This is a genomic window from Cryobacterium sp. W22_MBD10_FK3 (assembly GCF_052113745.1).
Classification (GTDB): domain Bacteria; phylum Actinomycetota; class Actinomycetes; order Actinomycetales; family Microbacteriaceae; genus Cryobacterium.
In genome coordinates this window covers 150,676-174,570 of the sequence record NZ_JBGQOH010000007.1, presented here as the reverse complement: position 1 = coordinate 174,570, position 23,895 = coordinate 150,676, and the positions used below count along the sequence as shown (strand labels likewise).

23 protein-coding genes are annotated in these 23,895 nt (G+C 67.9%); 13 read left to right on the top strand and 10 right to left on the bottom strand.

All coding sequences use genetic code 11. The annotated features are described in order from the left end of the window. The first annotated feature begins 156 nt into the window (after positions 1-156). The 3 genes from ACEN2M_RS09835 (at position 157) to ACEN2M_RS09825 (ending at position 2,725) form a co-directional block, all read left to right on the top strand. Positions 157-957, top strand: a complete 801-nt coding sequence (locus ACEN2M_RS09835; RefSeq protein ID WP_441647937.1) for an ABC transporter permease — start codon at positions 157-159, stop codon at positions 955-957. Further along, entirely contained in the window at positions 957-1,703 is a 747-nt protein-coding gene (locus ACEN2M_RS09830; protein ID WP_441647936.1) for an ABC transporter ATP-binding protein, read from the top strand. The genes ACEN2M_RS09835 and ACEN2M_RS09830 overlap by 1 nt, the downstream gene beginning before the upstream one ends. Before the next feature lie 119 nt (positions 1,704-1,822). Beyond that, on the top strand, positions 1,823-2,725 hold the full coding sequence (locus ACEN2M_RS09825) for a hypothetical protein (protein ID WP_441647935.1): 903 nt from the start codon (positions 1,823-1,825) through the stop codon (positions 2,723-2,725). A 100-nt stretch (positions 2,726-2,825) separates the two neighbouring features. Here the strand turns inward: ACEN2M_RS09825 and ACEN2M_RS09820 are convergent, their stop codons facing one another. The 7 genes from ACEN2M_RS09820 to ACEN2M_RS09790 all read right to left on the bottom strand — a co-directional run bounded on the left by ACEN2M_RS09820 (position 2,826) and on the right by ACEN2M_RS09790 (position 10,389). Continuing rightward, entirely contained in the window at positions 2,826-4,058 is a 1,233-nt protein-coding gene (locus tag ACEN2M_RS09820) for a hypothetical protein (protein WP_441647943.1), read from the bottom strand. Between the two features lie 137 nt (positions 4,059-4,195). Beyond that, entirely contained in the window at positions 4,196-5,062 is an 867-nt protein-coding gene (locus ACEN2M_RS09815) for a glycosyltransferase family 2 protein (RefSeq protein ID WP_441647934.1), read from the bottom strand. Positions 5,063-5,076: 14 nt separating this feature from the next. Then, positions 5,077-5,889 (bottom strand): CDP-alcohol phosphatidyltransferase family protein, encoded by an 813-nt coding sequence (locus ACEN2M_RS09810; RefSeq protein ID WP_441647933.1) that lies wholly within the window; start codon positions 5,887-5,889, stop codon positions 5,077-5,079. Further along, positions 5,886-6,947, bottom strand: a complete 1,062-nt coding sequence (locus ACEN2M_RS09805) for a glycosyltransferase family 2 protein (protein ID WP_441647932.1) — start codon at positions 6,945-6,947, stop codon at positions 5,886-5,888. The genes ACEN2M_RS09810 and ACEN2M_RS09805 overlap by 4 nt, the downstream gene beginning before the upstream one ends. Positions 6,948-7,108: 161 nt before the next feature. Next, a complete protein-coding gene (locus ACEN2M_RS09800; RefSeq protein WP_441647931.1) occupies positions 7,109-8,776 on the bottom strand; it encodes a S1C family serine protease in 1,668 nt (555 codons plus the stop codon). A 141-nt stretch (positions 8,777-8,917) separates the two neighbouring features. Further along, entirely contained in the window at positions 8,918-9,391 is a 474-nt protein-coding gene (locus ACEN2M_RS09795; RefSeq protein ID WP_441647930.1) for a PKD domain-containing protein, read from the bottom strand. A gap of 413 nt (positions 9,392-9,804) precedes the next feature. Then, on the bottom strand, positions 9,805-10,389 hold the full coding sequence (locus ACEN2M_RS09790) for a hypothetical protein (protein ID WP_441647929.1): 585 nt from the start codon (positions 10,387-10,389) through the stop codon (positions 9,805-9,807). 241 nt (positions 10,390-10,630) lie between these two features. Between ACEN2M_RS09790 and ACEN2M_RS09785 the strand changes: the two genes are divergently transcribed. Then, entirely contained in the window at positions 10,631-11,821 is a 1,191-nt protein-coding gene (locus ACEN2M_RS09785; protein WP_441647928.1) for an aminotransferase class I/II-fold pyridoxal phosphate-dependent enzyme, read from the top strand. A gap of 78 nt (positions 11,822-11,899) precedes the next feature. Here ACEN2M_RS09785 and ACEN2M_RS09780 read toward each other — a convergent pair whose 3' ends face one another. Continuing rightward, positions 11,900-12,973 carry an alkene reductase gene (locus tag ACEN2M_RS09780; protein WP_441647927.1) on the bottom strand — a complete coding sequence of 358 codons (1,074 nt, stop codon included), beginning with the start codon at positions 12,971-12,973 and terminating at the stop codon, positions 11,900-11,902. A gap of 187 nt (positions 12,974-13,160) precedes the next feature. On the opposite strand from ACEN2M_RS09780, the gene ACEN2M_RS09775 reads away from it, so the two are divergent. Beyond that, on the top strand, positions 13,161-14,210 hold the full coding sequence (locus tag ACEN2M_RS09775) for an alpha/beta fold hydrolase (RefSeq protein WP_441647926.1): 1,050 nt from the start codon (positions 13,161-13,163) through the stop codon (positions 14,208-14,210). On the opposite strand, the gene ACEN2M_RS09770 is transcribed toward ACEN2M_RS09775, so the two are convergent. Beyond that, positions 14,141-14,884 carry a glucose 1-dehydrogenase gene (locus ACEN2M_RS09770; protein ID WP_441647925.1) on the bottom strand — a complete coding sequence of 248 codons (744 nt, stop codon included), beginning with the start codon at positions 14,882-14,884 and terminating at the stop codon, positions 14,141-14,143. The genes ACEN2M_RS09775 and ACEN2M_RS09770 overlap by 70 nt on opposite strands. 153 nt (positions 14,885-15,037) lie before the next feature. On the opposite strand from ACEN2M_RS09770, the gene ACEN2M_RS09765 reads away from it, so the two are divergent. Both ACEN2M_RS09765 and ACEN2M_RS09760 read left to right on the top strand, forming a co-directional pair. Then, on the top strand, positions 15,038-15,718 hold the full coding sequence (locus tag ACEN2M_RS09765; RefSeq protein WP_441647924.1) for a TetR/AcrR family transcriptional regulator: 681 nt from the start codon (positions 15,038-15,040) through the stop codon (positions 15,716-15,718). Between the two features lie 158 nt (positions 15,719-15,876). After that, complete coding sequence (locus ACEN2M_RS09760; protein WP_441647923.1) at positions 15,877-16,263, top strand: DUF7882 family protein; 387 nt, start codon at positions 15,877-15,879, stop codon at positions 16,261-16,263. Positions 16,264-16,278: 15 nt separating this feature from the next. On the opposite strand, the gene ACEN2M_RS09755 is transcribed toward ACEN2M_RS09760, so the two are convergent. Further along, positions 16,279-17,100, bottom strand: a complete 822-nt coding sequence (locus tag ACEN2M_RS09755; protein ID WP_441647922.1) for a carbon-nitrogen hydrolase family protein — start codon at positions 17,098-17,100, stop codon at positions 16,279-16,281. A 105-nt stretch (positions 17,101-17,205) separates the two neighbouring features. On the opposite strand from ACEN2M_RS09755, the gene ACEN2M_RS09750 reads away from it, so the two are divergent. From ACEN2M_RS09750 to nadA, 6 genes are all read left to right on the top strand, one after another. Then, positions 17,206-17,880: a response regulator transcription factor gene (locus ACEN2M_RS09750; RefSeq protein ID WP_441647921.1), complete on the top strand. Its 675-nt coding sequence runs from the start codon at positions 17,206-17,208 to the stop codon at positions 17,878-17,880. 13 nt (positions 17,881-17,893) lie between these two features. Next, positions 17,894-19,273 (top strand): sensor histidine kinase, encoded by a 1,380-nt coding sequence (locus ACEN2M_RS09745; RefSeq protein WP_441647920.1) that lies wholly within the window; start codon positions 17,894-17,896, stop codon positions 19,271-19,273. Between the two features lie 107 nt (positions 19,274-19,380). Continuing rightward, the gene (locus ACEN2M_RS09740; protein WP_441647919.1) at positions 19,381-20,943 is read left to right on the top strand and encodes a glycosyltransferase family 39 protein; all 1,563 of its coding nucleotides are present in this window, start codon (positions 19,381-19,383) and stop codon (positions 20,941-20,943) included. Positions 20,944-20,947: 4 nt separating this feature from the next. Then, entirely contained in the window at positions 20,948-21,703 is a 756-nt protein-coding gene (locus ACEN2M_RS09735) for a polyprenol monophosphomannose synthase (protein ID WP_441647918.1), read from the top strand. Positions 21,704-21,817: 114 nt separating this feature from the next. Beyond that, the gene (locus ACEN2M_RS09730) at positions 21,818-22,561 is read left to right on the top strand and encodes an NUDIX hydrolase (protein WP_441647917.1); all 744 of its coding nucleotides are present in this window, start codon (positions 21,818-21,820) and stop codon (positions 22,559-22,561) included. Continuing rightward, entirely contained in the window at positions 22,558-23,895 is a 1,338-nt protein-coding gene (gene nadA / locus ACEN2M_RS09725) for a quinolinate synthase NadA (protein WP_441647916.1), read from the top strand. The genes ACEN2M_RS09730 and nadA overlap by 4 nt, the downstream gene beginning before the upstream one ends.

Sequence of the window (23,895 nt, the reverse complement as noted above, 5' to 3'; positions counted from 1 at the left end):
TTGTTGGGCCTGTGGCCGTTGGGGCTTTTTCTGTTGGGGGGGTGGCTTTCGAGAAAGCTTGGGGGTGCGAGAATTTTTTTGTTGGATGGGGGGGGGGGTGGGGGGTGCGGATGTGGGGGGCGTGCCCCCCCGATTCGCTCCCATACGATAGAGCGCGTGAGTAGTTACGCTCAGGTGCGACCTGAACAGCGCACCCCGTTTGCGCGTTACCGTCATTCGCTGTGGTTGCTGACCCAGCGAGATCTGCGCGTGCGGTATTCCACCTCCGTGCTCGGGTACTTCTGGTCGATCCTCGATCCGCTCGTGATGTCGGGCATCTACTGGTTCGTCTTCACCGTCGTGTTCCAGCGCTCGGTGGGCGAAGACCCGTACATCGTGTTCCTTCTCGCGGCCCTGCTGCCGTGGATGTGGTTCAACGGCGCCATCTCCGACTGCACCCGCGCGTTCCTGCGCGAAGCCAAGCTCATCCGCTCCACACGAATCCCCCGCACCATCTGGGTGAACCGGCTGGTGCTCTCCAAGGGCATCGAATTCCTGGCCGCCATCCCCGTTCTGGTGCTGTTCGCCATCTTCTCCGGCGCCCAGATCAACGCGGATGCGATTTTCTTCCCTCTCGCGATCCTGATCCAGGCCGTCCTCACCGCCGGTGTCGGTCTCATCGTCGCTCCCCTGGTCGTGTTCTTCCGAGACCTGGAGCGGGCCGTCAAGCTGATCCTGCGCTTCCTGTTCTATGCGTCGCCGATCATCTACGCCACCAGCGACCTGCCCCAGGAACTGCACTTCTGGGCCGCGTTCAACCCACTGAGCGGCATCTTCAGCCTGTACCGCGCCGCGTTCTTCCCCGGTGAGCTGGACTGGTTCATCGTCGCGGTCGGCGCCGCGATGTCAGTGGCCTTCCTCGGCATCGGCCTGCTGGTCTTCTCCCGCACCGAGCGCGCCGTGCTGAAGGAAATCTGATGAGCGAAACCGTCATCTCCCTGAACGACGTCGGGATCAGGTTCCGGCGCAACCGCCGCAGCCGCCGCAACTTCAAGGATCTCTTCGCCGGCACCCGCCGCCGCACCAGGCCCGGCGAGTTCTGGGCGCTGCAGAACGTGTCGTTCACCGTGCAACGCGGCGAGGCGATCGGCGTGGTCGGCCGCAACGGCCAGGGCAAGTCCACCCTGCTCAAGCTCGTCACCGGCGTCGTGCTGCCCGACGAAGGCACAGTCGACGTCATCGAAGGCGTCGCACCGCTGATCGAGATCACCGGCGGCTTCGTGGATGACCTGTCCGTGCGCGACAACGTCTACCTCACCGCCGGCCTGCACGGCATGACCCGCAAGCAGATCGATTCCCGGTTTGACGACATCATCGAATTCGCCGAGATCGCCGACTTCATCGACACCCCGTACAAGCACCTCTCCAGCGGCATGAAGGTGCGCATTGCCTTCGCGGTGATCTCCAGGCTCGAGGAGCCGATCATCCTCGTCGACGAGGTCCTGGCCGTCGGTGACAAGGCCTTCCGCGAGAAGTGCTACCGCCGCATCGAGGAACTCCTCGCGGGCGGCCGCACCCTGTTCTTCGTGTCGCACAACGAACGTGACCTGCGCCGGTTCTGCGCCAGGGGCCTGTACCTCGACAAGGGCGAATTGGTGCTCGACGCCCCGATCGACGAGGTGCTCGACCGGTACAACGCCGAGTACGGCATCAAGAAGGCCTGAGACGTAGCCCGGGGCCGATTCGACACAGAAAACCCACCTTGATCTGGCTGGGAATTAGTTCGACGATGCTCAGTTTCGAACCGTAAACTCGTGCTTCTGCACCCGAGGAGGACCGCACCATGGCCAAGAAGCTCACACCACTGCTGTCGCCCACCGGCGGAATGCCGCAGGGCGGCCAGCTGCCATCCGGGGTCGTCACCGGGTTCGACAGGGTCATGGCAATCCACCGCCCCGCTGTGCTCGCCCACATCCGCAGCATCCGACACCGTCACCCGGATGCCACCCCGGAGCAGCTCGTGCGCATTCTGGAGCGGCGCTATCTCGCCGCGGTCACCAGCGGCGGTGCCGCCGTGGGGGCGACCGCCGTGATCCCCGGGGTCGGCACCGGCATCACCCTCGCCCTGTCCGGCGTCGAGACGGCCGGCTTTCTCGAAGCGACCGCGCTCTTCTCCCAGTCCGTCAGCGAGGTGCACGGCATCACGGTGAGCGATCCCGAACGCGCCAGGGCGCTGGTGATGACCATGATGCTCGGCCACGAGGGCTCCGACCTCGTGCGGCAACTGGCCGGACAGGTCACCGGCGGGGGCGTCGCCCGCACCGCCTACTGGGGAGAACTGGTGACCACCAGCCTCCCCCGCGCGATCATGGGTCCGCTGACCGACCGCCTCAAACGCACCTTCATTCGGCAATTCGCCGCGAAGGGCGGCGCCAGCCTGATCGGCAAGGCCGTGCCGTTCGGCATCGGCGCCGTGATCGGCGGCATGGGCAACCACATCCTCGGCAAGAGGGTCGTCGGTTCGTCCAGGCTCGCGTTCGGTCAGGCGCCGGCCGCGTTCCGTGCGGAACTCGACCCGCGGGCGCACACCATCACGTTGCAGAACGGCGCCGTGGTGCCCGGCAACCGGCTCACGCAGTTGGGTCACGGTGCGCTCCGCGCCCTCCCCCGCCTGCATCGCCGTCGGCCGACTGGCCCGGATCAGGTAGAGCCGGAGCCGTTCGCTCCGGCGGGCCCCACCGCGTAGCCACAGCTCTTCCGCTGGTCGAGCTCGTCCAGACCCTGGCAGCGCGCCTCATCAGGTCTCGACCAGCTCGCCCGACGAGGTGGAAACCACGTGGGACGAATCAGAGCTCTTCGATTTCGCTGACGTCCTCGATGAACTCGGCGAGGCCGTCATCGTCGTTGGCATGCACCTGGGCGAACCGGTCCCACTCGTTCATCAGGTGCTCGATTGCGGCGTGGAACCGTGCCGTGGGAGCCCCGGGGGTGGGATCGCCGAAATACTGCTCCACCCATCCGCGTAGGCGCTCTTCGGCCCCACCGTCGGCCACGAGCTCATCGAGGGTCTCGACGATCCCGGCGGTCTCGTTCGCCGCGAGCCATTCACAGTCCGACAGGTAGCCGCTCGTGTCGATGGCCGCGAGGGGGTTCTGCGGACGAGTGACCATGAGAGGCTTGCCCGACGCGAGGCGGTCGTAGACCATCGCCGAGATGTCCACGATCGCAACGTCCGCGGCGGACAGCTGCCAGCCGAGCTCCGCACCGGTGTCGATAATGTGTTGGGCGCTGGCATCGCGGTTGTTCGCCGCGGTGATCGCCGCCATGATCTGCTTGTTCGCCTGGCCGTACTCATGGTCGACCACGCCGGATCGAGGATGCGGGCGGTAGACGACCCGATGACGGGGACTCTGCAGCAATGCAGTGACCAGACCGACCCCGTGCGTGGCGATGGAGCCGTACGCTGCTGCGGCGCGGTCGCCCTCCCAGGTGGGCGCGTAGAGCACCACGGTGCGCTCGTCGGGCGTGTACGGCAACCGGCCCGAGTAGTGGTCGGCCTGTGGCCGTCCGATCGTGATGGCTCGTTTGTCGAAGTCGAAGTCCCAGAGCACCCTGCCGAGCCTGGCGATCGCGGCCTGACCTGCCACGAACGAGTAGTCGTAGGCCTTGAACTGGTTGGTGGTCATGTACATCTTGTCGCTCTCACCATGATTGATGAAAACGTGCCAGCGGCGCCCGTAGCGCATCATCTGAAAGTTGCGGGAGTTCTGGTTGACGTACAGAACGATGCGGATGTCCTGGTCGGCGATCACTCGTTCGAGGTTGGCGACCTTGCGCACGTAGGCGACCGGCACCGGGCTCTCGTCGAGAAGCTTGAGGGTGCCGCCGGCGGTGCGGCTGAGCAGCACGACCGGCCAGGTCTCGGCCAGCTTGGCCAGCGGCTTGTACCACTGACGCATCTGGTAGAGGTTCACCGGGCCGTCCGCGAAGTAGACGGCGATCTTGAAGTGCTGGCTGGGCAGCGGATCCTGCGCCTGCAGTCGCTCCCCCAGCAGGCGTTGCGCCTTCCGGGATGCAATCACATCCTTGACCAGCTTTGCTGCGAGACGGACGTCTTTCCTGCTTACCACTGGTCCAGCCTACCCACCGGGCTGGGACCTAAGGCCTGTTCACCCCCGGAGGAGGCTCGGCGGTAGCCAATCGTTAGTCTGTCGGCTCAGATGACCGGGGGCCGACCCGCGCGGGTCATCCGCCAGACGGTGCGGGCAGACAGCGGACGGCGTTCGCCGGGGTCGGTGGTCCAGCCCTCCCACCAGCCGCGGAACCACGCGGCCAGGGCCGCCCGGTTGCGAGCACCGCGCAGCACCTGAATCAGCGTCCACGATCCCACGTAGACCGGCATCAGCACCACCGGCAGGTTGCGCCGGGCGATCCAGACGCGGTTGCGCGCATTGAGCCGGTAGAAGTCGGCGTGCCGGGTGGGCAGGATCACCGGATGATTGGCCACCAGGTCGCCCGCGTACCAGGTGCGCAGGCCCTGGTCCCAGACCCGCCAGGCCAATTCGATGCCCTCGTGGGCGTAGAAGAACGGTTCGGCCCAGCCGCCCGTGGCGTCGAAGACCGGCCGGGGCAGCAGCACAGCACCCTCCCACACCGAGAAAACGGCGCTGGAGTGCGTGGCCTCGCCCTTGCGGATGCGCGGGATCCAGCGGCGGGGAGCGGTCAGTCCGGTGGGGTCGACAACCTGCGGCTGCAGCAGGCCGACGGTGGGATCGGCGCGCAACAGCCCCACGGCGTCGATCAGGAATCGGGGATCCGGCAGGCTGGCGTCGTCGTCGAGAAAGAACAGGTACTCGCCGGTGACGTGGTCCACCCCGCGATTGCGGCCGGCCGGGATGCCGAGGTTCTCGGGCAGGGCGAGCGCGGCGACGCCGGCGGGTAGGCCGGTGGGTTGCCACCCGTTGCCCACGCAGACGATGTCGAGCTGCACGTCCTGCTGCGCGAGCAGGCTGCGGATGCCCCGCTCGAGGTCGTCTGGACGGCGGCCCTGGGTGAGCACGACGACGCCGATGGTGACAGGCACGCTCTCGCCTGGCCTCAGGAGCGCACGCGCTTGGAGGCCATGATCGCCAGGAAGTGACCGATCAGCGCGAGGAAGGCGAGGGGAACGAGAACGGCGAGGAAGATCCGGTCGGTGACCGGCTGGCCGGCAACGAGGCCGATCACAGCGGCCACGAAGATCACCATGGTCATCTCCACCGAGTGGTACAGGCGGTGGAACGGCAGGAACCGGGCCAGGCGGCGCAGGGTGGCGATCAGTCCGGCCTGCGGAACCTTCTCGCCCTTGTTGTCGGCCAGCTTGGCCAGACCGGCGTTGGCGCGGGCCACGTGCACCATGTCGTTGAGGGCTTTGTTGAGCACGATCAGCAGCGCCAGCGCGAGGCCGAGCGTGGTGAAGAGAAAGTCGGCCGGCGCCTCGAACGGGTAGGCAGCGGCGCGGATGCCCAGGGCGATGGGGATCAGGGCTTCGGTCGAGTAATGCCCGACCTTGTCGAGGAACACTCCGGCCGGCGACGAGGTCTTGCGCCAGCGGGCGACCTCACCGTCGCAGCAGTCCACGAGCATCTGCAGCTGCCCGAGTACCAGCGCCAGCAGGGCACCCCAGATGCCGGGGATGAGCAGCGCCGCGGCCGTGGACCAGCCGACCAGGATCATCAGGCCGGTGACGCCGTTGGCCGAGATGCGCGTCTTCAGCAGCATCCAGGTGAGGTACGGCGACAGGTCGCGCAGGTAGAGCGAGGCGGTCCAGTGCTCCGCATTGGCGCGCATCCGCACCTCGGGAGGCTGCGCGACGGCACGAAGCTCGGCGATCGAAGAGGGCCGAGCCGTGTTGGGCGAACCAGACGTCATTGATGTCTTCCCGTGTGTGCCGAGATGTTGGTGGTCAGCTTGAGGTAGCCGAGCAGAAACCCGATTCCCCAGCAGAAGTGAATGCACGGCAAGACTACGAGAAACCAGAGCGCGACACGAACACCGTCGGCACGGGTCGACATGGCTGTGGCCGCCACGACGATGAGCAGGTAGGCCAGCGGGGCCAGGAAACCAAGCAACAGCCAGCCGGGAGCGCCGAGCACGAGCTGCACAAGCCCGACCAGGCCCAGAAGGAGGCCGAGGGTCACGCCGAGCACCATTACGGGCGGCGCGAAGTACCGCACGCCGTTGGAGGCGGGATAGCGACGCGCCAGTTCACCGCGCCAGAGCCCGGTGGACACCATCTGGCGGGCCAGGCGGGACAGGCTGGGCCGGGGCCGATAGATGACCTTGAGCGCGGGCGTGAACCAGACCGAGCCGCCGTGCTCGCGCAGGCGCCGGTTGAGTTCCCAGTCCTGACCGCGCTTGATGCCTTCGTCGAACATGCCCACCCGCAGCAAGCTGTCGCGACGGAAGCAGCCGAGATACACGGTTTCGGCTTCACCTTCGGGGCCACCCACGTGCAGCGGGGTGCCGCCCAGGCCGATGCGGGTGCCATAGGCGCGGGCGACGGCCTGCTGGAAGGGCTCGGTGCCCTGCGCATCCATGATGCCGCCCACGTTGTCGGCGCCAGTTCGCTGCAGCGTTTCGACGGCGATGCGGGCGTAGTCGCGGGGCAGCACCGAGTGCGCGTCGACGCGGATCACCACGGGGTAGGTGGAGGCGCGGATGGCGATGTTGAGTCCCGCCGGCGTGGACCCGACCTCATTGGCCACCACACGGATGCGGGGATCCACCGCGGCCATCTCTTCGACGAGCTCCGTGGTGCCATCGATACTCGGCCCAAGGGCCAGGGTGACCTCGAACGGGCCGTCGTAATCCTGCTCAAGCAGGCTCTGCACAGCGGCTCGCACATGACTGGCCTCGTTGAGCACGGGCATGATGTACGAGACGCCGATCAGCACTGTGTCTGCGCTCTCCTGCACTGGGCTGGCCATCTTTCCACTCATTCGGGCAATCGCCTGAGCCTAGCAGCCGAGTCTTTTCACTCGGTTCGCGTCGCCTGTGCACGGCTTCGCAGGTGGAACCCCGGGTAGCGCACAACTGCGCCGCCGGTGCAGGACCGGCGGCGCAGTGGGAAGGAAGGAGCTGGCGCGGGCTAGCTGGTGAGCTCGCCCACGGTGACCGATACCGTCACCGACTGGCCGTCTCGCACGTAGGTCAGGTCGGCGGTTTCGCCGCCCGCCAGGGTGCGCACCTGAGCGGTGAGGTCGGTGGCGTCGGTGATGGGAACACCGTTGAAGTTGGTGACGACGTCACCGGCCTTCAGCCCGGCATCCTGCGCGGCTCCGCCAGACGACACGTCACTGATGAGCGCGCCGACGGTGGCACTGTCGGTGCTGGTGGCGCTGGTCACGCTGGCGCCGAGCAGCCCGTGCGAGGCCGATCCGGTCTCGATGATCTCGTCTGAGACCCGCTTGGCCAGGTTGGCCGGGATCGAGAATCCGACACCGATGCTTCCGGCTGCGGAGGCGCTGGAGCTGCCTCCCGCGTTGGCGATGGCGACGTTGATGCCGATCAGTTCGCCCTTGCTGTTGAGCAGTGCACCGCCGGAGTTGCCGGGGTTGATCGCGGCGTCGGTCTGAATCACCGAGAGCGAAATACTGCTCTGGGCCGTCTGCGTGTCGGGGGTGGAGCCGTCTCGGTTGGGCAGGTCGTAGTTGAAGAAGTTGCCGTCGCCCTCGTCTGGCGTGGTTTCGTCTGGCGTGGTGGGCGCGGCGGAGGACGCCACGGTGATGCTGCGGTTCAGCGCACTGACGATGCCGTTCGTGACGGTGCCGGACAGGCCGAGCGGGGCGCCGATGGCGATGGCGGTGTCGCCCACGTTGAGATCACCTGAGTCGGCCCAGTTGATCGGCGTGAGTCCGGAGGCATCGGTGAGCTTGATCACGGCTAGATCGGAGACCGGGTCGGTGCCGACCAGCGTGGCTGCATAGAGCTTGCCGTCGCTGGCCTTCACCTGGATTGTCGCCTCTGAGGCGGCGCCGTCGAGGGTGACGACGTGGGTGTTGGTGAGGATGTACCCGTCCTCACTCAGGATCACGCCGGAGCCCGTTCCGCCGGACTCGCCGGCGGCAACCTCGATCGTGACCACGCTGGGCGAGGCCTTCGCGGCAACGGCGGTGATCTCGTTGACGCTGTCGGTGTTGTTCACCACAACGCTGCTCGGGCCCTGAGCCTCGCTGGACGGGGTGCCGTTGGTCTGGTTCGAGTAGACGAGGGCGGAGACGCCGGCACCCGAGACCCCGCCGACCAGTGCGGCGATGGCGAGTGCGGCGACGAAGGCGACGCTGCCTTTGCGACGATTGGGGTCCTTGGGCGCCTTCTGGCCGACGGACGGCTGCGGGCCGTATCCGTTGGCGTTGGCGTAGGCCTGCTGCTGGGCCGGCGTGGGGGCGTAAATCGGGGTGGAACCGTCCGGGCCCGGAATGGGGCGACCAAAGGCATCCGTGGGGTACGCCGCGGTCTGCGCCGGGGCGGCCTGGGTGTACTGAGGCGTCGGCTGCGCGGGGTGGGCCTGCGCGGCGGCCTGCTGCGCGGCGGCCTGCTGCGCGGCGGCCTGCTGCTCCGCTGCGGTAGGTGCCGGCGCCTGGGCGGCGACTGCGCCGTCTCCAGAACCGAGAACCTCGGTGGGCTGGTTGTCTGCCGGCCGGGGTACGGCGGGCTGGTGATCCGCGACGGCTTCACCGGACGAGTTGACCTCGATGGGTGCGCTGTCATGAGGCTGGTCGGGTGTCGTTCCCGGGTCTTGAGTGTTGTCAGTCATGATGTGCTCCTTCCAAGCGAGGATAGCTTCTCGCCCGAAGCTGAGCGTTTGATATGCGCAGACTGGGAGCAGTCAATGATGAAGCCGTGACGTTGCCCGGCTCGAGGAATGAAGCATTTCCACAATTGCCAGGGACCGGGCTTAACAGCCCGGCCCGCGCGAATTCCCGAGACAGGACTCGGCAACGAGCACAGTGCCGGCCCGGTCGGCGATCGCGGTGATCGGACTGGCCGGAACCAGCACCAGCCCCTGCACGGTGCGCCAGTCCGTTCCTGGAAAGCGATATTCGGCCGAATACGACACGACCAGGCCGATGGTCAGGGTGCCGGTCTGCTCGAAGACGTGGCTGGTCGCGGTCTCCGAGAACTCGGGAAGATTCTGGGCGGCCCAGCTCGACCCACCAGCCACCGCCGTTCGGAATGCGCCGTCGCCGTAGTCCCAACGGAACGCCACCGGAGTGAATCGCACCTCCGCCGCAACGCCGAGCAGCGGTCCGGCCCGCACATGAGCAGACGCTGTCGCGAAGAAGTTGGTCGGTACTCCGACGACCAGCCAGCCGTCGGGTTCCATCCCCTGGCTGGGCGCGGCGGCCTGGATGTTGACCAGATCGCTCACCCGCACAACCAAGTCCGGATCGCAGGGTGTCTGCGGCTGACAGGCGGGTATTGCCGGGTCGGCCGGCAGCACGGTCGGGGTCCGGCGGGGCAACCCTCCCGGCCCAGGGGATGCGTCACCACGGTCGACCGGAACACCCCCGGGAACCGGACTGACGCCTTCCGGCAGGCCGTCCCAGTCATCACCGTCGCCGGAGTTGTTGCCGCCGCCACCACCGGTCCCCTGACGCCCAGGGGTCACGACCTCCTGGTCCGCGCTGAGGTCGACCCCTCCATCCACCACGGTGGCGCTTGCCCCAGGGCACGAACCCTGCCGCCATTGACCAACGGAGCAATCCGCCGCTTCGACGTTAGCCCGTGCGGCGGTTGCAGGCTCCAGATTCGTCAGCCCGACGAAGCTGACCATCATCACTGCTAACAGAAGTTTGTGCCGGACCATACTTTTGATTCCGAAATCTTGAGAGCGGGTGAAGTAGCGGAAGCAGTCACGAACTCGACTTCCAGCGGCAGCCTCAGCGGTCGATCACGCTCTGCTACCGAGAGTCCTGCGGAATCAAGTACGTCACCGTCGCTTGCGTCTGCGCACAGATATGTGCGGATTTGCCAGTTCCCGGAGTCGGATTGCGAGACGGATTGGAGTTGAATCGAGTCGAAGGTTGTCACTCCGACGGCCTTCCAACCCTTCGACTGCCAATCCGCAATTGAGGCCGCTTCACCTTCATGAGCGGCTCCTGTCGAAAGCGACAGATAGTCATCCACCGATGGTCCACCCTCTGTCCAGAGTGCGTCGTAAACGCGGAGGTAGTTCGCGTAGGCCTCGGTGGCCGCAGCGAGCGCCTCCTCGTCGGAGGCGAAGATGGAGGCGACCGTGGGCGTTGCCGACCGAGGCGCGGGCGTCGGTGCCGCCGTGCAGCCCACCGCACCCAACAGCAGACCACCCACACAGGCAGCCGTCACCATCCGCTTCACACCTCGTCGTTCAACGCCCACGATCCCCATGCCGCCACCGTAGGCCAGCAGGCCCTCACCGCGTGAGAGTTATCCACAGCCCCTAAATCGACCGTCTGCGGTTTCACTCGCAGAGGCCCCCACCTTCCCGCAGATCGGGGTAGGAAGCCTTGCGCGTTGCGGAGCCCACGCCAGCAAGATCGACGGTGGATGATTCAGCACCCCTCCTCGGCGCATGGCGGGCGGATGGGGTGGGATGTCGTAAATTTGGGGGTATGCAGCAGGCCACCTCATGACCATCGCCGGCGCTTGGCGGCGCACCGCTCACGGGGCCGGACTCCTCGCCGCCGACGGCAGCATTTCCGCGAGCATCTTCGCCGAGATGAGTGCCCTGGCCACCCGCACCGGCGCCATCAACCTGGGCCAGGGCTTCCCCGACGAAGACGGCCCCGCCGTCGTTCTCGAAGCCGCACGACAGGCCATCACCGATGGCGTCAACCAGTACCCGCCCGGGCGCGGCAACCCCGTGCTGCTCGAGGCGATCGCGCGTCATCAGCAGCGTTTCTATGGGCTGGCCGTCGACCCCGGCACCGAAGTGCTGGTTACCTCCGGCGCCACAGAGGCCCTCGCGGCCACCCTGCTGGCGCTGCTGGAAGCCGGCGACGAGGTGGTCACCTTCGAGCCGTTCTACGACGCATACGGCGGCCTGATCGCCCTCGCCGACGGCGTGCACCGCACGGTGCGGCTGCGCTCCCCCGATTTCCAGCCCGACCTGGATGAGCTGCAGGCCGTGGTGACCGACCGCACTCGCATCATCCTGCTGAACAACCCGCACAATCCCACCGGCACGGTCTTCACTCGCGAGACCCTCGAACTGATTGTGGCTCTCGCGCACAAGCACGACGCCCTGATCGTGACCGACGAGGTCTACGAGCACCTCACCTTCGGGGCCACCCACATTCCGGTGGCGACACTGCCCGGCGCCCCCGAACGCACGGTCACGATCTCCTCCGGCGGCAAGACCTTCAGCACCACGGGTTGGAAGATCGGCTGGCTGAGTGCCCCGGCCGCGATCGTCACGGCGATCCTGGCCGTCAAGCAGTTCCTCACCTACGTCAACGGTGCGCCGTTCCAGCCGGCCACGGCGATCGGTCTGGACCTGCCCGACGCCTACTACGCAGGCATCGCCGCCGACCTGCGGGCCAAACGGGATCTGCTGGCCGGCGGGCTCAGCGCGGCAGGGTTCACCCTCACCGTGCCCCAGGGGTCGTACTTCATCGTGGCGGATGCCTCCGCCCTCGGTCACACCGACGCCGTCGAGTTCTGCCGGGCCCTGCCCGATCTGGCCGGGGTGGTCGGAATCCCGATCACGGCGTTCTGCCTGCCGGAGCACAAGGCCCAGTACGCCTCGCTGGTGCGCTTCGCGTTCTGCAAGCGCGTCGACGTGCTCGAGGAAGCCGTCGCTCGGCTCGCGCGACTCTAGCCGCCGCGAGACACACGAAACGGCCCCCTGATCCAGGGGGCCGTTTCTGTTGCGGTGCGCGGGGCGCTGCGAGTGAGGTTAGACCGCGTAGGCCGGGTAGTCGGTGTAACCCACGGCATCCGGTCCGTAGAACGTGGCCGCGTTGGGCTCGTTCAACGGCAGGTTCTCGAGCCAGCGGCGCACGAGGTCGGGGTTGGCGATCACGGCACGGCCCACCACCACGCCGTCACCCAGACCGTCGTCGAGCAGGGCGATCGCTTCCTCACGGGTGGTCACCTCGCTGAAACCCGTGTTGACCAGCAGCGGCCCGCCGAACCGGGTGCGCAGGGTGCGCACCAGTTCGCCCGCGGGGTCGCGGTTCAACACGCTGAGGTAGGCAAGTCCGAGCGGGGCCAGCCCATCCACCAACGCGCCATAGGTGGCCAGCACATCGGCGTCGTCGGTCTCGAGCGCATCCTGGATGTTGTGCTGCGGCGAGATCCGGATGCCCACCCGGTCGGCGCCGATCGCGGCGGCCACGGCTGTCGCCACCTCGATCACGAAGCGGGCACGGTTCTCGGCCGAGCCGCCGTAGAGGTCGTCGCGCTGGTTGGAGGCCGGGGACAGGAACTCGTGCAGCAGGTACCCGTTGGCACCGTGGATCTCGACGCCGTCCAGGCCCGCCGCGACGGCGTTGCGGGACGCCTGCACGAAGCCGTCGATGATGCCGGGCAGGTCTTCGAGGGTGAGCGCACGCGGCACCGGGTAGGCCAGCTTGCCCTTGTAGGTGTGGCTCTCACCCTGGATGGCGATGGCGCTGGGGGCGACGACCTGAAGGCCGCCGTTGGTCTCCGGGTGGGTGACCCGACCGGCGTGCATGACCTGCGCCACGATGCGTCCTCCGGCGGCGTGCACGGCGTCGGCCACCTTGGCCCAGCCGTCGACCTGCTCCTCGGTGACGAGGCCGGGCTGGCCCGGGAAGCCCTGGCCGGCCTTGTCGGGGTAGACGCCCTCGGAGACGATCAGACCGAGGGTTGCCCGCTGGCGGTAGTGCTCGATGTTCAGCGCGTTCGGGATGCCGTCGACACCGGAACGCATCCGGGTCAACGGTGCCATGACCATTCGGTTGGGCAGCTCGAGGGCGCCAAGGTTCAGCGGGGTGAAAAGACTCACGTAGTGCTCCTTCTATCTGTGTGATGCGGACGCAGTGGATGCGCGGCTGTGCCGCAGTTGTCGGACACGCGTCCCGTTCAGCAAACAGTGCGGTGGCACCCGCTATTCCGCCTTGAGGCGATGAACAGCCGGCACTCAGGCTCACCCGGTCGCCAATCCCCCTGCTCTGCCGCACCGAACCACCGGTATGAGCACCGCCACCGCCGGCCTGGGCAGGCTTGACGCCGACCTGGGCTACTCCCCGTTCGCCCTGTCCAGCGACCCCGGCCAGTTCGGTCTGCGCACCAGCCTGATCGAGACTGCTCTCGGTCCGGTGACCGTGCGACACGGCAGAGCCGGCGCCCCTGGTGGCACCGGCACCGCGACGATCCTGTTGCACGGCGCCGCCGGGTCCTGGACCACCTGGACCCCGTTGATCACTGCGGCCGACGGCGTCGCGGGAGCCCCGCTCACCGACCTGATCATCCCGGACCTGCCCGGGTGGGGCGACACTTCGCTGCCGGTGGACGAAGACGCCGAGACCATCGAGTCGTTGGCCACGGCGGTGGCCCGGATAGCCGAGACCCTGGGCTACCAGCGGTGGCAGGTGATCGGGCACTCGCTGGGCGGCTTCGTCGCCCTCGAGCTCGCGGCGCGCGCGCCCGAGCAGACGCGGTTCGTCGGGCTTGTGTCTGCCACGACCTTCAGCGTCATCGAGAGCGTGCGGCATCCGCTGACCAGGTTCGCGGTGCTGCCCGGTTTCACGGCACTGCTCGGGGTCATGCGCGTGCTGACGGCCTGGGGCTCAATGGGCCGCGCTCTGCCGGGCGGCCTGCACAGGCTGGGTCTACTGGGCCACCTCACGGCCCCGCTGTTCGGCGACCCCGGCCGGATCGACGGGAGCATCGTGGCGGCCCTGGCTGCCGAGGCGCGGCCTCGTTCGTTCGTCTTGGCCGCCGGCCGAGCCGGGCGGTACGACGCCGATGCGGCCTGGGCACGCATCCGATGCCCGGTGCGATCCGTGCACGGCGATCGAGACGTCTTCGTCACCGACGACGACGACAGCCGGATGGCCGCTGTCATCGCCGACCTCGAGGTCACGGTGCTGGCCGGCACCGGTCACTTCGGGCACGTCGAGCGCCCGACAGCCGCCCTGCTCGCAGTGCTGCCGCGAGCAGGGTGCCAGGTTCAGCCCTTGTTGACAGGGATGCCGGCGGTGAGGCCGCCGTCGACCACGAACTCCGACCCCGTGGAATAGCTCGAATCGTCGCTGGCCAGATACAGCACCAGCTGGGACACCTCAGAGGGTTCGGCGCTACGGCCGAGCGGGATCTGCAACATGTGGTGGTACAGATTCTGGGTCATCGGGGTGACGATGAAGCCCGGGTGGATTGAATTCACCCGGATCCCCATGGCCGCTACGTCGAGCGCCACCGACTTGGTCAGCCCGCGCACGCCGAACTTCGACGCGACATAGGCGTGCAGGCCCGCGCTGCCGCGCAGCCCCTCCACCGACGAGACGTTGATGATCGAGGCACCCCTGGTGCTCTTGGCAAGCTCGGGCACGGCCGCCTGAATTCCGAGGAAGGTGCCGGTCAGGTTGATCTCCAGGGTCTTGTTCCACACGTTCGCCGGGAATTCGACGATCGGTGCCCCATTGGCGATGCCTGCGTTGTTCACCAAGACATCGAGACTTCCGTATCGCTGCACGGCGTGCGCGACGGCCGTCGCCCAGTCCTCTGACCTGGTGACATCCAGGTGGGTGTAGCTGGCGGCATCGCCCAGCTCGGCCGCGAGCGCCTCACCCTCGGCGTCGAGAAGATCGCCGAGCACCACCTTCGCGCCCTCGCTCAGCAACAAGCGGGCGTGCGCTGCACCCATCCCCCGCGCACCGCCACTGATCAGAACAACTTTGCCCTCTACCCGACCCATGATTCCCGTCCTTCGAACGATTGAAGAGCGATACTTTGATAGTTCACTCATAACGGAGCGTACTCCGCAAATGGGCCAAACCGGCGGCTTCCACCGAACCGCACCCGCCCCGAGATCCGCGCCGCACCTCGCCGACGCGGCATAATGATGCGGATGACATCCTCGCCGGGGGCCAGCCCCGTTCAGCACGCACGATCGAGCGTGCCCGTGCCGCTCGGGCGCCGTGAACGCGGCAAGCTCGACAAGCAGGGCCGGATCCACGCGGCCGCCGCCGCCCTCTTCGCCGCTCGTGGTTATTCGGCCGTGACCACACAGGAAATCGCCGACCAGGCCGACGTGGCCATCGGCACCCTGTTCAGGTACGCGACGTCCAAGGCCGAACTCCTCACCATGGTTTACAACGCCGACCTGCGCGCCGGCATCGACGCCGGCCTCGCCGCCGCCTCGCCCGACGCCGACCCGACCGAGCGGATCATGCTTCTGCTGGGTCCCCTGCTGTCCTCCGGCATCCGTCAACACGAGAACATGGCCGCTTACCAACGCGAGATTCTCTTCGGCGACCCGGATGGCGCTTACCGCGCCGAGGCCCTCGACCTGGTCGATCGGCTGGAATCGTCGATTGCCGGCACACTGAGCCAGCTGGCCGAGCCCGGCTCCGGACCGCGCTTACGGCCCGGAGTCGACGTCAAGCTCGCTGCGCGCAGCATTTTCTCCGCCCTGCACATGGAGATTATTCGCACCGGGCTCGGCCGCGAGACACCCGCCGATCTGCCCGGCACCCTGCGGGCCGAAATCGACCTGCTGATGCGCGGAATCTCCCTCCCGACCACCTGAACCAGAACCGCGCGGGCATTCCCCCCGATCCGCTTGCGCTTTGCGATGCGGCAGAGGAGAGTTGAGAGATACTCCGGTTCTTCTGTCAGTGCCCCATCAACGCTTTCACCCGTTCCCGGCACCGCGCGTGGCCAATCTGGAAGTGAAAGTGACAACTCATGGGCACCCTGTCCTACGACCGGGTCGTCGTCGAGTTTGACGACAGGATCCTGACGCATCTGCAAGTCGTTATCGTGCAGAAGCTCCGCCGAGGCGAAAGCTTCCTCTTCTCCTGGCGCAATGCCATGGAGGTCGGTGACGGTCGCAGCTCGGCATGGATGAATCCGGCGATCCCGCTCTATTTCAAGTTCACCGGTGGGCACACGCCGACGCTCAATCCCGAGTGGATCGCGCAATTGACGCGCTCGGCGAACAGCTCCCAGGGGCTGATCGCCACGAGCGAAGAACGTAGCGTCGATTCCGGGCACTCCGGTGGCACCGACGTGAGGTTCGCGGTGAAGTCCGCCGCCTCGTTGCCGAAGTCGTCGGTGGCCGCGCCCGAGTAACCGGTTCGGACCCGGCTAGAGGGGCACCACTCCGAACCGGCGGAGGGCCAGGGCGGGGTTCACCGTGCGCACCTCAGCGAGCCGGGCGGTTGAGATCCAGCCGACGGCCACATCGGTCGTCTCACCGAGCGTGACCAGTTCGACCCCCATCGGATCGACGACCATGCTCGCGCCGACGCCGCCGGGCGGCGCATGGTCGGCCGCTGCCACATAGACGGTGTTCTCGAGCGCACGCGCCGTGAGCAGCGTGCGCCAGTGCTGTTCCTTGAGCGGCCCGCGCACCCATTCCGCCGGAACGAGCACGAGGTCGGCGCCGGCGTCGACGAGACGCCGGGTCACCTCGGGGAATCTGATGTCGTAACAGGTCTGCAGGCCCACGGTGATGCCGGCCACGTCGAAGGTCTGGGGCGCTTCGATGGTGCCGGCGAGCACCCGATCGGACTCCCGCGCGCCGAAAGCGTCGTAGAGGTGCAGCTTGCGGTAGCGGGCCACGATCAGCCCGGCGGGGTCCACCGCCACGAGGGTGTTGTGCACCCGTTCTGTGTCGCCGGTCCGCTCCAGCAGACCCGCCACGACGTGCACGCCCAGCTCCGCGGCCAATCGGCCGAGGGCGCTCACGAACGGCCCATCGAGGTTTTCGGCCGCCGCAACGGATGCTGCGCCCAACCGGCTCTCAAAGAACGAGGAGTACTCGGGGAACACCACGATGCGCGCCCCCCGCGCCACGGCGGTCACGGCCAGCGAACGCATCTGGGCCAGATTCGCGGCCTGGTCGGCGCCGGGCGCGAACTGCGCCACGGCCACCCCGAGTTCGTCTCGTGTGCGCGCATCCACCATGCCGCCAGCCTAGCGGCGGCTTCCCAGCTTGACCGTCGGCAGGTCGCGAGCGGAGCGGCCCTCAACGTGCCAGCATGAGACCCTGGTGCAAGTGGAGGGTGACGGATGAAGATCTTGGTCGTGGAAGACGATGACCAGATGGGCGCCCTCATCGAACGCGGCCTGCAAGCCGAGGGGTACGAGACCGCGCGGGTCTCCAACGGCGTCGATGCCCTGATCGCCATCTCCGGCGACGGCTTCAGCCTGGCCGCCATCGATGTGATGCTGCCGCAGATGTCGGGATTCGAGATCTGCCGGCGCATCCGCGAGTCGGGCAGCACCATGCCCGTGCTGCTGCTCACCGCACGCGACACCGTTGACGACAGGGTCTTCGGTCTGGACAGCGGCGCCGACGACTACCTCACCAAACCGTTTGCCTTCGCAGAGCTCTCCGCCCGGGTGCGTGCCCTGCTGCGCCGCCGGTCGATGGGCGCCCCGGCCACCGTGGAGATCGGCAACCTCGTGCTGGACTCGCGCGACCTGCGGGTGACCGTCGCCGGGCGCGCGGTGTCGATGAGCCCCAAGGAAGTGGCGCTGCTGCGGCTGCTCTGCTCCAGGGCCGGCAGCACCGTGGACCGCACCACCATCCTCGAAGAGATCTGGAACGGCACGAACCACATCGACCCCAACATCGTCGATCAGTACATCAGTTACCTGCGTCGCAAGATCGACACCGATGCCGCCGGCGTGCGGATCGTCACCGTGCGCGGCACCGGATACGCCGTGGAACTCGTCGAATGAGGCGGCCCACCCGGTGAGCCGTCTCCGTCACATCTGGTGGCCGGCGCTCTCGATCCGCGCCCGCATCACCGCGGGCAGCCTGCTCGTGGCCACCGTGCTGTTCAGCACCGCCGCGTTCTTCTTCCGCCTCGAGGTGCAATCCATCCTCACGGAGACGAACGAGACGATGTTGCGCAACGACGCCGAGTCTCTTCTCGGCCAGCTCGCGACCGATCCCACCGAGGCGATTCGCAGCCCGAGCGAGGGCCAGCTGTTGGCCATCGTCGACCCGGCCGGGAACGTGCGCAAGTCGTCACTCCCGCGCAGCCTGGACCGGCAGATCGATGCTCTCACCGAGCTGGGCCCCGATCCGCAGACCGTGAACACGCCCGCCGCCACCTACCTGGTGTCGGCCACCCCGGTGACCTCGGATGCGGGCGATTGGCTCGTGATCGCGGCTCGCAGCCAGCAGGCCCCCACGCTCCTGCTCGACGAACTCACCGGGGTGCTGAGTCTCGGCACCCTGATTCTCACCGCCGGCTTCGGGCTGGCCTCGTGGCTTCTCACCGGTGCCGCCCTGCGCCCGGTGACCCGCCTGCGCGAGGAGGCCGAGAGCCTGAGCACGACGGCGTCCTCGGCCCAGCTGCGGGTGCCCGCCGGGCGGGACGAGGTGAGCCAACTCGCCCGCACCCTCAATGACTTCATCGCGAGGCTCCGGCGAGGCGTCGACCGCGAAAAACAGATCGTGTCCGATGCCAGCCACGAGCTGCGCACTCCCCTCGCGGTGCTGCAGGCGCAACTCGAGCTGGCCCATCTCAACTCCGGTGACGCGCCGGCCCTGGAGCGCGACATCCGCGATGCGTCGGCGACCGCCCAACGGCTCAGCCGGCTGGCGACCAACCTGCTCGAACTGAGCAAGCTGGAGAGCGAGCAGGCACCGCCGGAGACCGACTGGGCCGGCCTCGTCGGAGAGATCACGGCCTCGGTGGACCGGGCCAGGATTGTGCGGGAAGGCCACGAACTGGAGGTCGTCTACCGCATCGACGACGACGACCCGGTGGGCCGGTACGGGATTTCCAGCACCAATATGGGCCAGCTCCTCGACAACCTCATCACCAACGCCATCGCGGCGATGGCCGGCCACGGCAGCGTCACCGTCACGCTGATGCGCTCCGGTGGCGGCGCCCTCCTCACCGTTGTCGACACCGGCCCCGGGCTACCCGAATCCTTCATTCCCCTGGCCTTCGACAGGTTCTCCCGCCCCGACAACTCCAGGTCGAGCAGTTCCGGCGGATCGGGGCTCGGCCTGGCGATCGTGCACGCCATCGTCGAACGGGCCAACGGGTCGGTCCTGCTGCGGAACACCGGCGCGGGGCTGGCGGTCGAGATCCGGTTGCCCCGGCACATCCGCTGAGCAGGCGCCGCCACGCCCGAGCGCAGAATCGGCTGTCTGAGAAAGTTCGCAGGCCAACCGACACCGTCCGGCGGCAAACGTTAACCCGAGGGTTCTAACGTCTGCACGTGACGACTGTTCTCGCCTCTCCCACCGTCGAGGTCCTGCGGCCTTCGACGTGGCGGTCGCGTGGTTTCGCCGGCACCGCCGCCGCGCTCGGCCTGGTGGGCTTCCTGGTTTCGGCCGCCGGATCCTGGCGGCCGTCTTTTTGGGGCGACGAGGCGGCCAGCGTCCTCTCCGCCGAGCGGAGCCTGCCGTCGCTGTTCCGGATGCTCGGACACATCGACGCCGTGCACGGCACCTACTACCTGTTTCTGCACGGCTGGATCGACCTGTTCGGCGCCAGCGAGTTCTCGACCAGGCTGCCCAGCGCCCTCGCTATCGGCGCCGCCACCGCGGGTACCGCGATGCTGGCCAGGCTGCTCGTCAACCGGCAGGTCGCCGTGACCGCCGGCCTGGTCTTCGCGGTACTGCCCAGGGTCACCTACATGGGCGCCGAAGCGCGTTCCACGGCGCTGGCAACCATGCTGGCCGTCTGGACCACCGTGCTGCTCGTGCACCTCCTCAGGGCGCGACCGGCGAACCTCGGCTGGGGCGTCGCGCTGTGGGCCGCGTACTCAGCCCTGCTCGCCGCCGGCATCTACGTGTTCCTCTACTCTGTGCTCCTGCTTCCCGTGCACCTGCTCCTCGTGATTCTCCTGGCTGGTCGGCCGTCCACCATCCCTCTCGCAGCCTGGGGCGCTGCCGCGGCGAGCGCGCTCCTGGTCGCCGCCCCGGTGATCTACTGGGGGTTCACCGAGCGCGGCCAGATCTCCTTTCTCGGCCGCCGAGCCCAGGTGGGGGTACTCGACGCCGCGATACACCAGTGGTTCGGCACCGCTCTGCTGGCGGCACTGGCGTGGGGACTCATCGTGCTGGGTTGCCTGGCCACCTTCGTGCCACGCTTCGACGCCAGCAGCGCTGGCCGGGCCCGCGCCCCTGGCGACCCCCGGCGTGCACCGCGCCGGGAACTGCTCGTCGTGCTGGCCTGGCTGCTGCTTCCCAGCGCCGTGCTCCTGCTGGGCAGCTACCTCGTCACGCCGGTGTACTCGCTGCGCTACATGTCGATCTGCGCTCCGGCCGCGGCCGTGGCGGTAGCCGTGGGTATCGGCGCGCTCCGGCACCGCTGGGCCCAGGCCGGGGTGCTGCTGCTCGTGGCCGCCCTCGCCCTGCCCGGCTATCTCGCGCAGCGCACGGAATTCGCCAAGAACGGTGGCAGCGATTGGCGCCAGGTGGCCGACGTGCTGCGCACCGACGCACGTCCCGGCGATGCGGTGGTGTTCGACGAGAGCACCAAGCCGTCCCAGCGCCCGCGCTTGGCCATGCACCTGTACCCGGCGGCCTTCGTCGGGCTGAGGGACGTCACCCTCGACGAGCCCTACCAGGACGTCGACTGGCTGTGGGACACCACCATTCCGCTGGACCAGGCCACCTCGCGGCTGGCCGGCACCGACCGGGTGTGGGTGCTGCAGAACGTGGGCAGCACGCAAACAACGACCGGTACCGACGTCGACGTGCTCGAGAACCTGGGCTTCACCGTCACCTCCGCCCGCACCATCAATCGCACCATCATGATCGAACTGACAAGGTAGATATATGCCATCCACTGTGGTCATCATTCCCACGTACAACGAACGAGAGAATCTCGGCCCGATCATCGGTCGCGTGCGCGCCAGCGTTCCCGATGCCGACATCCTGGTCGTCGACGACGCCTCCCCCGACGGGACAGGCGCCCTCGCCGACCAATTCGCGATGTCGGATTCGAAGGTGCAGGTGCTGCACCGCGCCCAGAAGAACGGTCTCGGTGCCGCCTACCTCGAGGCCTTCGACTGGGCCGGCGCCCGCGGCTACGACTACCTGGTGCAGCTGGATGCCGACGGCTCCCACCAGCCGGAACAATTGCCCAGCCTGCTGTCGGCCGCGCTCACCACCGACGTCGTCATGGGATCCAGGTGGATCCCCGGCGGGCGGGTGGAGAACTGGCCGTGGCACCGCCGGATGCTGTCCAGGGGCGGCTCGGCCTACTCCCGACTGCTGCTGAGGCTCCCGCAGCACGACGTCACGGGCGGGTACCGGGTGTACAGCGCCGACGCTCTCGAACGGATGCGGCTGGGCAGCGTCGACAGCCTCGGCTACTGCTTCCAGATCGACATGTTGCTGCACGCCGTGCGCGCCGGGCTGCGCGTGGTGGAGGTGCCGATCACTTTTGTCGAACGAACCCGGGGCAGTTCCAAGATGAGCGGGGGCATCGTTTTCGAGGCCATGGGACGGGTCACGATCTGGGGCCTGACCGGCCGCGGAGCCCGGCACAGCAACCCGGCCCCTGCACCGCGGCCCACCCCGGACGCCTGATCATTCGCCACGCAAGCGGGTTGCGAAACGAGAGGGTGTCGGCTTCAGGTCACAATGACTATATGATGGACATCACGTTAGAGTCACACTGACCTTTAGTCGATGGATGCCCCGATGACCGATTCCCACCCGCCCGTGCTTGCGGTGTCGACGGTCATCTTCGCCCTTCGGCCCGACGTTGAATCCGGGTTCATGACCCTGTGGCTGCCGCTCGTGCGACGCACCAGGGATCCCTACCTGGGCTTGTGGGCTCTGCCCGGTGGCTGGCTGCCGCCGGAGGAAGAGCTCTCGGCCGCCGCCGCCAACACCCTGCGCGAAACCACCGGGCTCACCCCCAAGTACCTGGAGCAGCTCTACACCTTCGGTGACCTGAGCCGCTCGCCCGGCAGCCGGGTGGTCTCGGTCGTCTACTGGGCTCTCGTGCAGTCCACCGAGGCCGAACTGGCCGTCGTCGACGACAATGTGCAGTGGTTCCCCGCAGACCGGCTGCCCGACCTCGCCTTCGACCACAACCGCATCGTGGAATACGCCCTCTGGCGGCTGCGCACCAAGGTCGAGTACTCCCGCATCGCGCACGCCTTCCTCGGTGACACCTTCACCCTGGCGCAACTGCGTGATGTGCACGAAGCCGTGCTGCAGAAGCCCCTCGACCCGGCGAACTTCCGTCGCACGATCGAGTCATCCGGTTCCCTGGTCGACACCGGCCTCCGCCTGGCCGGGGTTCCGCACCGCCCGCCGCGGCTCTACCGCTACAACGACTCCCAGTCGCTGGCCGAACAAGGCCCGCTCGGCCCGCTGGCCGGTTCCCCCCAGACTCCCCTCCGACCCACCCCGCACTCCCCGAGGAGCACGACATGACCATCGCATCGGTCGACCGCACCATCCGCCTGATCAGCACCGGAGAGGCCGCCGGCAGCACCTGCACGCCCGACCTCGCCGTTGACCCCTGGTACTTCGACGACAAGGCACCCGGCTACGGGCCCGGCTCGTCGATGGGCGACGTCATCCCCACCGGCTCCCCCCGCCAGGGCGAGCTACCCGCGCGCTACCGCACGGCATCGAATGCCGACCTGGACGACTGGATCCGCGCCGCCAAGGCCACCCTCGGTGAGAGGGTCGTGGTGCTCGGCCACTTCTACCAGCGCGCAGAGGTGCTCCAGCACGCCGACTTCGTCGGCGACTCGTTCCAGCTCGCCGTGGCCACCCAGAGCAGGCCCCACGCCGAGGCCATCGTGTTCTGCGGTGTGCACTTCATGGCCGAGACCGCCGATCTGCTCTCCCGCCCCGAGCAGGCCGTGATCCTGCCCAACCTCGCCGCGGGATGCTCGATGGCCGACATGGCCGACATCGACTCGGTCACCGAGTGCTGGGAGCAGCTCGAAGAGCTCTACGGCACCGAACCGGATGCCGATGGCCGCGTTCCCGTGATCCCGGTCACCTACATGAACTCCTCCGCCGCGCTCAAGGGTTTCTGCGGCGAGCACGGCGGCATCGTCTGCACTTCCTCGAACGCCGAGACCGTGCTGGAGTGGGCCTTTGAGCGCGGCCAGCGGGTGCTGTTCTTCCCCGACCAGCACCTGGGCCGCAACACCGCCAAGGCCATGGGCGTGCCGCTGGAACAGATGCCGATGTGGAATCCGCGCAAGCCGCTCGGCGGCAACACCGAGACCGAGCTCGAAGACTCGCGGGTGATCCTCTGGCACGGCTTCTGCAGCGTGCACCGCCGGTTCACCGTCGACCAGATCGACGCCGCTCGCGCCGAGCACCCCGGTGTGCGCGTGATCGTGCACCCGGAGTGCCCGATGGCCGTGGTGGACGCCGCCGATGAGTACGGCTCCACCGACTACATCGCCAAGGCCATCGCCGCCGCTCCGGCCGGGTCGACGTTCGCGATCGGCACCGAGATCAACCTTGTGCAGCGCCTCGCCGCCCAGTACCCGCAGCACACCATCTTCTGCCTCGACCCGGTGGTCTGCCCGTGCTCCACTATGTACCGCATCCACTCCGGCTACCTGGCCTGGGTGCTGGAGGCCCTGGTGGGCGCCGAGGAGATGCCGGCCGAGGTGCTCAACCGCATCACTGTGGCCGACGACGTGGCCGACCACGCCAGGGTCGCGCTCGAGCGGATGCTCGCGGCCAAGCCGCCCGCGGCTGGACCGGTGGCAGCCGTCGCCGCCCCGGTGGGAGCCTGA